At 69.7% G+C, this 12,490-nt stretch carries 8 protein-coding genes; 5 read left to right on the top strand and 3 right to left on the bottom strand.

Annotated elements, in window-relative coordinates:
• The first annotated feature begins 258 nt into the window (after window positions 1-258).
• The 5 genes from ACWCPQ_RS00265 to ACWCPQ_RS00245 all read left to right on the top strand — a co-directional run bounded on the left by ACWCPQ_RS00265 (window position 259) and on the right by ACWCPQ_RS00245 (window position 7,656).
• The gene (locus tag ACWCPQ_RS00265) at window positions 259-942 is read left to right on the top strand and encodes a TVP38/TMEM64 family protein (protein ID WP_449893061.1); all 684 of its coding nucleotides are present in this window, start codon (window positions 259-261) and stop codon (window positions 940-942) included.
• A gap of 155 nt (window positions 943-1,097) precedes the next feature.
• Window positions 1,098-3,065: a hypothetical protein gene (locus tag ACWCPQ_RS00260; protein ID WP_449893059.1), complete on the top strand. Its 1,968-nt coding sequence runs from the start codon at window positions 1,098-1,100 to the stop codon at window positions 3,063-3,065.
• Window positions 3,066-3,071: 6 nt separating this feature from the next.
• Window positions 3,072-4,523: a hypothetical protein gene (locus tag ACWCPQ_RS00255; protein ID WP_449893056.1), complete on the top strand. Its 1,452-nt coding sequence runs from the start codon at window positions 3,072-3,074 to the stop codon at window positions 4,521-4,523.
• Window positions 4,520-5,992, top strand: coding sequence for a glycosyltransferase (locus tag ACWCPQ_RS00250; RefSeq protein WP_449893054.1), 1,473 nt, complete (start codon window positions 4,520-4,522; stop codon window positions 5,990-5,992). Before ACWCPQ_RS00255 ends, ACWCPQ_RS00250 begins: the two co-directional genes overlap by 4 nt.
• Window positions 5,989-7,656, top strand: coding sequence for an ArnT family glycosyltransferase (locus ACWCPQ_RS00245; protein WP_449893052.1), 1,668 nt, complete (start codon window positions 5,989-5,991; stop codon window positions 7,654-7,656). Before ACWCPQ_RS00250 ends, ACWCPQ_RS00245 begins: the two co-directional genes overlap by 4 nt.
• Window positions 7,657-7,663: 7 nt before the next feature.
• On the opposite strand, the gene ACWCPQ_RS00240 is transcribed toward ACWCPQ_RS00245, so the two are convergent.
• Genes ACWCPQ_RS00240 through ACWCPQ_RS00230 form a run of 3 tightly spaced genes read right to left on the bottom strand, consistent with a single transcriptional unit; the run spans window position 7,664 to window position 12,413 of the window.
• Window positions 7,664-9,334: a hypothetical protein gene (locus ACWCPQ_RS00240; protein WP_449893050.1), complete on the bottom strand. Its 1,671-nt coding sequence runs from the start codon at window positions 9,332-9,334 to the stop codon at window positions 7,664-7,666.
• On the bottom strand, window positions 9,331-11,133 hold the full coding sequence (locus ACWCPQ_RS00235) for a hypothetical protein (RefSeq protein WP_449893048.1): 1,803 nt from the start codon (window positions 11,131-11,133) through the stop codon (window positions 9,331-9,333). The genes ACWCPQ_RS00240 and ACWCPQ_RS00235 overlap by 4 nt, the downstream gene beginning before the upstream one ends.
• Window positions 11,130-12,413, bottom strand: a complete 1,284-nt coding sequence (locus ACWCPQ_RS00230) for an ABC transporter substrate-binding protein (RefSeq protein ID WP_449893046.1) — start codon at window positions 12,411-12,413, stop codon at window positions 11,130-11,132. The genes ACWCPQ_RS00235 and ACWCPQ_RS00230 overlap by 4 nt, the downstream gene beginning before the upstream one ends.
• Window positions 12,414-12,490: the final 77 nt, after the last annotated feature.

Below are 12,490 nucleotides of genomic sequence, written 5' to 3'. Positions count from 1 at the left end.
ATCGTGGCGTAGCCGCACGGTCCCGGATGCAGACGGCCGCCGCAGTCGAATTCCGGCGTGAGCGCGCGGCATCCTCGGCGGCGGCGCGCCGGGATCGCCGGGCGCGGCCGGCGCCAGGTCGAAGTCGATCACCGACCCGGATTCGCCCGATGTCCGGATCCAGGCGTTCACCACATCCCATCCCCCGCGGACCCTGAAACAGGGTGCCCCGCGACACCGCCTCCCGGCCACCCCGCGGCCGACCGGTAATCTCGGCCGGTGCCCCGTATGCTCCGTGACCGGCGGCTGGTCCTCCTCCTGTGCGGTGCCGCGCTCGTCTGCGCGGCCGCATTGCTGACCCCGCTACCGAGCCCGGCGCAGATCCAGCAGTGGGCCGGCGAGGCCGGGCCCTACTTCCCGCTGCTGTTCTTCCTCGCACATGCCGTGATCACCGTCGCACCCGTGCCGCGCACCGTGTTCACCGTGGCCTCGGGGCTGCTGTTCGGCCCGGTCGTCGGGCTCGCGGTGGCGGTCGGCGCGACCGTGCTCAGCGCGGCCGCCGCTTTCCTGCTGGTACGCGCCTACGGGCGGGACCGGGTCGGTATCTATCTGGACCATCCCACGGTCCGCGTCGTCGACGAGCGCCTGCACCGGCGCGGCTGGCTGGCCGTCGGCGCGCTACGGCTCATCGCCTTCGCTCCGTTCTCGGTGGTGAACTACTGCTGCGCCCTGTCCTCGATCCGATTCTGGCCGTACCTGGGCGCCACCCTGATCGGAATCCTGCCCGGTACCGCCGCCACCGTCATCCTCGCCGACGCACTGACCGGGGGCACGCATCCGGTCATGGTTGCGGTGTCGATCGCCTGTATCGCCGCCGGACTGCTGGGTCTCCTGGTCGACCAGCGCTGGAAACCGGCCGTGCCGGAACCGGTCGCCCCGGAGCCGGTCACCACCCTCGACTGACCGCAGCCGGGATGCGCCGCCACGCCGCCGATCGTTGCCGATCATTAGCTGAGGCCGATCTTGGTTATCATTCTTGTGACCTGGTGTACCGCGCAGACACGTCGCGTTACCGGATCCGTCCGGGAGCGCCACTGGATAACTGAGGGGTCGCGCCCATGCGGATTGTCGTTCGGACCTTGTGCATCTGCTGGGCAACATTGGCCGTGGTAGCACTCCCCGCGGGATCGGGAGCCGGCCAGCCACCGGGTACAGCCGAACCGGCGAGCACACCGGCGGGATCCATCGAGTTCCCCGCCCGGGACCTGGGACTCGGTGAACAGATCGTGCTGCGCGGCGACGACGATCAGGTCGATCTCACGATTCCGGTGCCCCCGGGGACGACACCCGCCCGGCTCACCGCGGCCGTCGACCTCCCGGCCGATATGGCGCGCGGCACGATCGACGTCGAATCCGGAAACCGGTTCATCGGTCATGCCGACCTGCCCGCCGGCGCCGCGACGCGGGTTCCGGTCACCGTGCCGCTGGACGAAGCGGCGGTCGAGCAGCAGGCCGCCGCCGTCACGCTGCACGTGAACCTGTACCCGGATGTGGGCCGCTGTCCCGACGACTGGTTCGATCACGGGGCGGTGCTGCGCGATGTGCGTATCGGTTACGCGGGCGCCCCACAGCTCCCTTCGGCGATCGCCGATTTCCTGCCGCCGATCCTCGAGGAGTTGCGGATCTACGTCCCGGAGGCACCGTCGGAACTCGAAGCGCAGGCCGCACTGTCGCTGTCCACTGCGATCGTGGCGTATTACGGCAGCCAACCGGTGCGCGTGAGCCTGCGGCGGCTTCCCCCGGATGGAACCACCACCGATCCGGATACCGATTTCACCCGGTCGGTCGCCATCCGGTCGGGTGGTGGCGCCGCCACCACCCTGACCCCCGCCGCCGGGCCCCCTACCCTGCTGATCACCGGCGAGGACAACGCCCTGCTCGACCAGGTCCGGCTGATCACCAGCAAGGTCTCGGATCTCGCGGTGGCCAGCCGGGCCGTGGCCGGATCCCTCGATCAGCCGCCGGTTCTCGCACCCGACACCACCACGCTGGGGCAGCTCGGCGCCGGCCCGCTCACCGCGAGTTCCCATGCCCAGGTCAGTGTTCCGTTCACCCTCGACCAGGCGAAGCTCGGCCGGCCCTCGGGCGATATCAGAGTGAAACTTCAGGGCAACTACACACCGCTGCCGCCGAGCCAGGCCGGCCTGCTGACCGTCACCGCGGGCGATCGTCAACTCACCAGCTGGGCCGCGGACCCGACCGGGCAGATCGACCGCTGGATCGATATCCCCAATGCTGTCCTGCAACGCAACACCACGGTGGACCTCACCCTCCGCACCACCGGTGACACCGGTCGCTGCGGAACCGATCAGCCGCTCACCCTGACGATTCTGCCCGATAGCGAGGTCACCAGCGCACCGATGCCGGGCGGGCCGCCCCGGGGATTCCAGGCCCTGCCCCAGGGGCTGCTGCCGACCTTCGATGTCGCCGCCACCATCGCCGATCTCGCCGATCTCGATCGGGCGGTGGCCATCGTGGCCGGGCTGCAATCGCTGACCTCGACCCGGCTCGATCCACAGTGGACGCCGGTATCGGAGTCGGTCGACAGTGGCCGGTCCACCGTTCTCATCGCGGCCGGCGGTGAACTCCCGGCGGGAATCTCCCCGCCGCTGAGCAAGACCGACGACACCCGCATCGCGCTGACCGACCGTACCGGGACAGTCTTCCATCTGCAGCTCTCTCCGGAGCTGCGGTTCGCCTCGCTACAGAGCTATTACGACGACAGCCGGCAACTGCTCGTCGCCACCAGCAATGCCGGTCCCGAGGAACTGAACCGGACTCTGGACCTGCTGTCCGCCGACCCCGACGGCTGGTCCGCACTGTCGGGGGATGTGCTGTTCACCGCGGTCGGCCGCGAACCTGTGGATTACGCACTCCCGGCGGACGAATCGCCGGACGGCACGGAAGCGACCCTTTCGCCGGCCATGCGTGGCCTGCTCATCGCGGCCGGTGTACTGGTTGTCGCCGGTCTCCTCGTTGCACTGTGGTTCGCCGCCCGCGGCCTGCGCCCGACGAACCGACGCTGACCCGTGATGCTCTGCGGCACGGGGACTCCGGCCACGCGTATCGCGGTGCGCTGGGCACTGCTCGTAATTCTCGTCGTGGCGGCGTTCCGGCGCACCCTCGTCGATATCTGGGTCGGCGCCGGTGAGGGCACCTCGATCGGGTACGTGCTGCTGCTGCCGATTCTCGCGCTGGCGCTGATGCTGGGTATCCGGCGCCGGAACAAACCGGTACTGCCCATCCACGACCGGGAGACCGATGTCATCGTCGGCCTGATCGGCCTGGTGGTGGCACTGTTCGTCCAGCGGTTGCTGCTCCCCCGGTACGCACCCTTCTACGAGTTGTTCCACTTCGACGTCCTCGCGCTCACCCTGTTCGCGCTGTCGGGGTCGATCCTGCTCTTCGGGATCCGGGCCACCATGCGCTACTGGGAGGTCTGGGTGCTGTTCCTCGTGGTCAACCCGATCACCTACCGGCTCGTCGCGGTCGCGCTGGGTGGCGGACAGATCGCCTACGCGTTCGTGATGATCGTGGCATCGGCGGTGGCCTTCGCCTACGGGTTCCATCGGGGACTCCGGCGGGTCGCCGTGGTCGCCGCTGCGGCGATAGTCGTCGATACAGCGGTGCTGACACTGATCACGCACTGGTACCCGAATCTACGGATATCACTGGTCTCCGCCGGGGTGGTCGCGCTATCGGCACTGGTGGTGTGCGGATGCGCGGTGCTGCTGGGTGAACCGAAGCTGCCGCCCGGCACCGTGGCGCGGGTCGGCGGCGGACCGGACAACCCGGCGTGGGTGCTGGCCGCGCTCGCGGTCGCGGCACTGCTCGTCGCGGTCGCGCCGATGCCGGCGACGACCAGTGACAATGTGGCCGCCGGACCGCCGTATCAGGGTTCGACCGGCCTGACGGTGCCACCCGGCTGGCGCCAGACCGCCTTGCAGGCCATGGACTGGCCGGAGCACTATTTCCACACCGAATCGATTTTTCTGCGCCAGACCATCCGCACCATCGAACCCGACCCGCGCTGGGACACCCTCGGCCGCAACCGCACGGCGCAGATCGACCTGCTCACTGTGCGTTACGGCGCCGCGCTCGACGTCAGCCCCACGCTGATCACCTACGATCTGCGCTACGCCCGGGTCAGCAATCCGCCGCGTTCGGTCGAGCTCGGGCGCGGTATCACCGGGACCATGTACTCGATCGTCGACGAGCGCATCCATCTCACCTGGAACTACATCACTTTCACGTGGCGCCGCGATTCCGCCCATATCCAGCGGGTCACGGTGATGACCGTCGACAACCACGAACCCGACGCCTATTTCCTGCCCCCGCAGCCGTCGGTGGCGGGAACCGCCTCGGCGATGGTCGCCCTGCTCGCCCGCGGTGTCTCGGCGGTGACCGATGCCGATCCGGAGTTCAAGGACGCCGACCTGCTGGAGACGCTGGGCCGGCAACTCGTGGAGGTGCAACCGTGGTGACCGACGATCCGGACGACCGGACCGACCCGGTGGTGGCGGCGGCGCTGCACGATGCCGTACACGGGCTGCGGGAACGCCGCCCCGAGGTCTCCGCGTCGACGGTGGTGGTCGCCTGGCAGCGCTGGTTCCTGATCGGCTTACTGGCCGCCATCGTGGCCGGCGGGATATTCGCCCCCACCCAGACATTGATCACCATCACCGTGCTCTGCACGGCCGCCTACGTGTGGACGCTCATCGATCGCCTCATCCTGTTCTTCCGCGGCCTCGACGGCCGCAGCATCATCACCGTCAGCGCCGCCGACGCGGAAGCGGCCGACGACGACACCCTGCCGGCCTATACGATCCTCGTACCCGCTTTCCGGGAACCCGAAGTGATCGGCACGGTCATCGAGAATCTGGCCGCCTTCCGGTATCCCGCGCACAAGATGCAGATTCTGCTGCTGCTCGAAGCCGACGACGAACCCACCATCGCCGCCGCCCGGGCCGCCACCGCCCCCGAATCACTGCAGATCATCGAAGTACCGCCGGCCGAACCCCGCACCAAACCCAAGGCCTGCAATTTCGGCCTGCACTTCGCCACCGGCGATATCGTCACCATCTACGACGCCGAGGACCGGCCCGACCCGCTGCAATTACGGCGCGCGGCGGTGGCTTTCGGCCGCCTACCCGCCGATACCGCCTGTGTACAGGCGAAGCTGGCGTTCCACAACGGCGGCCAGAATCTACTGACCGCCTGGTTCACTGCGGATTACGCGCTGTGGTTCGGTTTCATCCTGCCCGGACTGATGCGTGGGGATGCGCCTATTCCGCTCGGCGGCACCTCCAATCATCTGCGCCGCGACATCCTCGACGAGATCGGCGCCTGGGATCCTTTCAATGTCACCGAGGACGCGGATCTGGGTGTGCGTATCGCCGAGAGCGGTTACCACACGGCGGTGCTGGATTCGGTCACCTGGGAGGAGGCCAACAGCGATCCGGTGAACTGGATACGCCAGCGTTCCCGCTGGTACAAGGGTTACCTGCAAACCTGGCTGGTGCATATGCGCCGCCCGTTCCGGCTGTGGCGCATGCTCGGTCCGATCGGCTTCGCCCGATTCACGACCCTGCTCGCCGGAACTCCGCTGATCGCCTCCCTCAATATGGTGTTCTGGCTGATCACCCTCTCGTGGCTGCTCGGGCAGCCCCACGCGGTCCAGGAGCAGTTCCCCGCGTACGTCTATTTTCCCGCCCTGTTCTGCCTGGTATTCGGCAATTCGGCGGTGATGTACATGAATCTGGTCGCCTGCCGGGAGAGCCGGCTGACCGTGTTGCTGCTCGCGGCGCTCACCACCCCGCTGTACTGGCTGCTGATGAGTGTCGCCGCGATCAAGGGCACCTATCAGCTGATCAGCAAACCGTCCTACTGGGAGAAGACCTTCCACGGCCTGCCCGGCACGGAATCGCCGCAGACCACGGGTCCGGCGAAATGAGGACCACCCGGTGGTTGTTCGCACTGGCCACCCTCGGCTACCTCGCCGCCGGACTGTACCTGGCAATCGAGCCCCACTATATCCTCGGTGACTCGCTGAGCCGGATCTCGGCCGCGCGCAGCGTACTGTTCAGCCGCGACCCGCATCTGGCGGCCATCGGGTTCATCTTCACTCCGCTGTCGACCGTCGTCCAGTTACCGGTCGTCCTGCTGAGCCACTGGTGGCCGGTGCTGACCTCCTGGAACATCACCGGTGTACTGATGTCGGCCCCCTTCATGGCCGGGGCGGTGGTGCAGATCCACGGCATCTGTACCGACCGTGGCGTGCCGACCTGGCTGGTGTGGGTGCTGACCGCCGTCTTCGCGCTCAACCCGATGGTGGTGTTCTACGGCGGCAACGGAATGAGCGAGGCACCGTTCCTGTTCCTGCTGTGCTGGTCGGCCCGCCGCCTCATCCGCTGGCTGAACACCGATGACGTGCACGATCTGTGCGTCGCCGGCGTCGCGTTGGGGCTGGCATACCTCACCCGCTACGACGCCCTCCCCGCTGCCGCGGGCGTCACGGTCTTCGTCGCGGTGGTGACCTGGCTGCGGGCCCGGGGGCCACGCCGGATACGGATCACCGATACCGCGATGGACGCCCTGCTGGTGGCGGCGCCCACCGGGATCGCGTTCGTGGTGTGGACGGTGGCCAGTTGGCTGATCACCGGAGAACCCTTCCAGCAGTTCACCTCCGATTACGGCAACAGCAGCATCATCGAGCAGAGCAGCGGCGGGGGCGGCGCCGCTGTCGGACCGTGGTACGGGCTGGCGTTCTCGATCAGCGAGATCATGGTGCTCGGGCCCGTGCTCCCGCTGCTCGTCCCGGTCTGCCTGGTGCTGTCGTGGCGGCGGCGCGACCCGGAGGTACTGGCAGCGGGTGTCGTGTTCGGCACGGTACTGGTGTTCGCGACCCGCAACTACATGACCGGCACGACTTTTCCGTTCCTGCGTTTCTACATCAGCGCGATTCCGCTGATGGTCGTCCTGGCCTGTCAACTCGCCCCGGCCCGTGGGACGGTGCCGGCCCGGCGGCCCGGGCGGCATCAGCGGCCGCGGGTCACGGTGGCCGGTCCGCGGCGGGCACCCGCGGTGGTCGCGACCGTGCTGGTCCTGGCGACGCCGGTGGTTACGGGTGCGCTGATGCTGTCGCCGACACTGTCGGTGCAGCAGTACGCTCTGCGCGAGATAGTGTTCCCCGACCCGGACGACACCTCCGCGACCCGCTCCGAACAACGGCGCATCATCGCTTCGTTCCACACCGAACGCGAGCTGGCCGAATACCTCGACGATCTGAACCTGCCGGATTCCTCGGTACTGATGGACACGGTGTACGGCTTCGCGGTCTACACCGCCACCGATCGGCCGCGTACTTTCATCATCCCGTCCGACCAGGATTTCATCACCGTCCTCAACGACCCCGCCGCGCACGGCGTCCAGTACATCCTGGCCGTACCGAACAGTGGCCGGGGCACCTCGGATGCGATCAATGTGCGCTATCCGACGCTCTACGAGACAGGCGCGGAGATCTCCACACCGGAACTGGAGATCCCCAACGGCGGAGACGATCAGCCGACCTGGCGGCTCTACCGGGTACTATCCACACCGGGCACCGATCAGCGCTGATCGCCGGTCACCGATCGGCGGTGTCGCGCACTTCGAGCGGCCAGTGGGCGAATTCGGGTGGTTCGGCGACACCGCGGATCGTCGCCGCCCGATCGGCGTAGCGACCGACCTGGGCAGCATCGGGATTACGCCGGCCTGCCTCGGCCAGCCAGCTGTGCGCCCGGCGCAGCACCTCGCCGACACCGGATGCGGCGTCCTCGTCGAGCACCAGATCGCCGTGCTCCGGTGCGACGAGCACGGCGGCGCCGAGATGTTGCAGGCAACGCCCGATACCGTTGTCGTCGGCGAGATCCCGGTAGACGGTCAGTGCCCGCTGCCAGCAGCGCAGGGCACCCCGGGGTTCGCCGCGCGCCCAGGCCACCGCGCCGGCGATCTCGTGCACCCGGGCCCATCCGTCGGCGTCCTCGTCGTCGAGCGCGCGCAGCGCCGCCAGTTCCAGCCGGTCCTGGGCGGCATCCAGCCTGCCCTGGTGGATATGGGCCACGGCGAGATCGGTGAGCACCCGGACCTGATTGGCGAGATCCTCGCGCGGCAGTCGCCACCAGGCCGTTCGCAACCGATCCACCGCGGTGGCCAGTGCCTCGGGGGTCGTCGCCGCGCGGAGCAGCGCGAGACCGGCGGCGTGTTCGGCGCGCGCGCCGATCCCGGTGGCACGCCGCCACCACGGCCGCCACCGCCGTCCCTGCGGCCCCAGGGTCGCCCCCGCGCGCAGCATGATCGCCCGGTGGTGACCGCCGAGCGTGGCCGGACCGAGTTCCGCGAGATCTCGCGCCACCGAACGAGTTTCGGCGCCGTCGGCCGGACCGACGGCGTACCAGATATCGAGTGCGTCACCGATACGCACCAGCTGGGCGGCCGTGGCCGGGGGCACCGCGGTGGCGATATCGCCGCGGCAGCACTGATGGATCAGCGCCCGCAACCGCGGTTCGGCCACCGCGAACCAGCGCCGGGCCCGCGGCCCGAAGGGCACGGTGGTGCATCCGATGGCCCAGCTGGTCGCACGGTCGGCGCTGTGACTCAGCAGGGCGAAAAGGGCAGCCTGCCACACGGGTCCGGCGGTTACCCCGACACGGCCGGGCGACACCGGGAACCGCGCGAGCCGATAGCGTTGCGGTTCGTGGCAGACCAGCACGCCGTCGGCGACCAGCCGGGCCAGCAGACCGGTCGCTGTCCAGATCTCCCCCAGCACGATCGGCTGGTCGCCCGCCGGTGGTTCGCCCGCCTCCGGCGGTAGCGCCAATTCCATTCCGACCGCGGTCAGGACCGCGTGCACGGTGGCCGCGTCGTACTCGGTGACCGGCAGGTCGCGGAGCGCGGCCGCGACCGGATCACCGTCGAGCGCACGATCGGGGACCGGCGGCGCCGGATGCGGACGCGGGGTCGACGGCCCGGTGAGCGGTGGTCCGTCCAGGTCGGCCAGCAGGTTCCGGCGCCGCTCCAACCGACGCCGGTCCCGCTGTTCGGCAGTCATCCGGTACCCGGTGTAGAGCAGCGCGAGCAGCACGAGCAGCACCGCCAGCCAGCGCAGACCGGAAGCCAGTAATTGCACCTCCGCGCTGTCGCCGAACGAGTTCATCACCAGATTCCGGCCCAGCTCCAGCAGTAGCGCCGACGCCAGCACCGATAGTCCGCTGAGCACCCCCGAGACGACCGGGGCCCGTGGCAGTGGTTCCCTCATCGCAGCACCCCGCCGGTCAGCCCGGGCACGATCCAGCGCCGCCAGGTCGCCAGGACCAGCGCCACCGGTAGCAGTGCCGCGATGAGCGCCCCGGCGGCGAGCTGAGCGGCATTCTCACCGAACTGCCGAGCCTCCCCCCACAGCAGCAGTGACCACGGCGAGGCACCCGCGCCGCTGATCAGCAGCCCGACGATGAAATCGTTCCATACCTGCACGAATTCGAGCACCGCCACCGCGACCAGCGCCGGACCCGCCGAATCGAGCAAGCGGCGGCTGATCGTGCCCGGCGCGGCCAGTCCGCGCAGTGCGTCGGCGGCCGGGCTGCCGGGCGGTGCGGCCACCGCCCCGCGCAGGATCAACACCGCGATCGGCAACCCGGCGGCCGCGTGCACGAGCACGAGCGGCACCCGGGTCCCGGACAGGCCGTGATCGTCGATGAACATGTCCAGCGGACCCAGATACGCCTGGACCGGTAGTACCGCGAGCACTACGAGGGTGCTGACGAGTGTCCGCGTCGGCCACCCGGCCGGGGCCACCGCGAGCCGATAGGCCAGCGGCGCCGCGGCCGCCACCACGATGATCGTGGCCAGTACCGCCACCCAGAACGTGGCCTCCACCGAATGCAACAGCCACCGGTCGCGCCAGACGTCGGTGAACGCGTCCGCCGACCAGCCGTCCGGGCCGCGCAGCGCCACCACCGCGAGCACCACCAGCGGTATCACCGCGGCCAACGATATCGCCCCGATCACCGCGCCCCGTGCCCAACCGGCGAGCGGGCCCCCCGCGGGCGCCACCGGCCCGTCGCCGGGATGTTCGGCCGGCGGGAACCCGGTGCGACGATCCCGGATATCGGTTTGCAGTGCCCACGCCACCACCCCGAGCAGGGCGGCCAGCGGAAGAGCGTACGCGGCCGCATCACCCGCGGTCGCCGGATCGGTCGCCAGTCGCCACCACGACACGGTGGCACTGTCCACCTGGTACTGGACCGACCCCGGAACACCGATGAGGACCACATCGAAGACCCGGGCCGCGGCCACTCCCACCACGAGCCCGGCCACCAGGACTATCGGCCGTTGCAGCGTGAAAAGCCGCCACACCAGGGTGATCCCGGGTTTTTCCCGGAGCAGCGTCCATCGCACCGGATCGCGTTCCAGCGCCCGGATACCGGCCCGGAACACCCCGATCAGGAACCCGAGCCAGGTCCAGAGGAAGGCCGAGCCGAGCATCACCACGAACCAGGCCCGGTACCCCGGGAAACCGTCGAAGCCGAGCCGGGCACCGGAGTACTGGAAGATCAGGCGGAACGCGACACCCGAGACGATCGCCGAGATCCCGAACGGCACGATCAGCGGCAGCCACAGGCCGCGGCTGTGCCGGGTCCACCAGGCCAGCAGCATCGCCGCGACCAGCAGCGCCGCCGCGAATGCCATCCAGTACAGACTGCGCGCATACGATTCGTCCGACCAGTACAGGGCTGCGAGGGCGACCACCGCGACCACCGCCGGAACCGCCCACAGCCGCCGGTCGGCACCGCGGCGGGCGACCTCCAGCGCCGCCACGAACGCCACGGCCGCCGCCACGCATCCCACGACCGGCCACAACCGTGTCCGGACGGCCAGGACCACGGTCGCGCCGGCGGGCACCAGCAGCAGGGTCAGCAGCAGCACCGCGGGCAGGCACGCGACCAGGGTGATCCCCCGCTGGGGCGGGCGCCCGGACACCAGTGGTCCGCGCATCGGCCCGACGGGCAGCTCCACCCGCAGCCCGTGTGCTTCGAATTCCGGTGGCGCCGTGGTCATCTCCAACCTCTTTCGAAGCGGCTGAGGGTCGTGACGGCGGTCCGGGTCGCGGTGGCGACGTCACCGCCCCTGTCGCCCACGGTGATCAGGAATTCGGTGAGGACCCGCCACAGTCCGTCGCGGCCACCGACCGCGCCGATCCGGTCGGAGAGATCGAAATCCGGCCAGTCCGCCAAGGCCGCGGCAGTCGGTGCCGCCCACTGCGAATATTTCGCCCGGGTACCGAGATTGGGTCCGAGGAACCCGCCCGTCTCCTCGATCCACGGCACCGGTACCTGTTCGGCCGCCAGGCCGGCCACCACCGACTCGGCCCGTGGGCCCGCCGCACGGGTCAGCACCATGACATCGCCGCCCACGATCCGCGGGCCCGCCGCGCCGGGTCCGGTACCGGGGAACGGCACGACGGCGGCGGCGTCCCCGGCGCGGCCCGATCGCCGCAGCGCATCCCGCACCACCGGTTCGGCGAAATCCGGCGCCGCGACCGCGAACGCACGCCGATGATCGAAGACATCCCGGACCGAATCAGCGAACTGCCTTGTCAAAGCCGTACCGACCCCACCGGACAGGCCGTCGCGAATACCCCACAAACCACCCAACCGGCGAAAGGTCTCGTGGACCGCCGCGACATCCCAATCGCGGGGGCCGGTGCCCAGCGCGCGGTACACCTCCGGCGACTCGGCCAGCAGCAGATTCTCGAACAGGTCGGTCAGCACCCAGCCGTCGGCGGCACCGAGCGCGAGCAGCCGCCGGTCCGAGCCCGCCGCTTCGCGGACACCGGCCAGCCAATCGTCCACTGTCCATATTGCCGGGTCGCCCAGCCCGGAACCGGCGAACGCCTCCCGGTCGTACCAGATCAGCGATTTGCCGCTGGCCTTGAACGGCACGCCGTACAGGTGGCCGCGATCGTGGCAGAGCTGCCGCCACTGGTCGGCGTACCGCGGCCCGCCCGGGCCCGCCCACAGGTCGCCGGGCACCTCCCGCAGCCGCCCGGCCGCCACGAGATCCCGGACCCGGCCTGCCTGCGGGAGCATGACGATATCCGGGGCCGATCGGCCCAGCGCCGTCAGTGCCGTGCCGATCTCGTCGCCGAGGGGCACCACTTCGACCGGTTCCGGCAGCGCGGCGGCCTCCAGCACCGCACGGAAGGCGGTCAGCTCCAGGCCACTCCAGGCGACCGCGATGCGCACCACATCACGATCGCCGAGCAGTACATCGGGTGAGCAGGCCGTGAGCAGCGGGGCGAGCACAGCCCCCCGCAGAACGGCACGACGTGTCCTCACGATCCCCCGATGCGCTTGTCCGGCACTGGGTTCCGATTATTACCCACGTACCGGCCGGGCGCGCGCGGTTCGGCGAA

The sequence above is a fragment of the Nocardia sp. NPDC001965 genome (assembly GCF_053594175.1).
The sequence above is the reverse complement of the archived record's forward strand: the minus strand, read 5'-3'. Positions and strand labels throughout refer to the sequence as shown.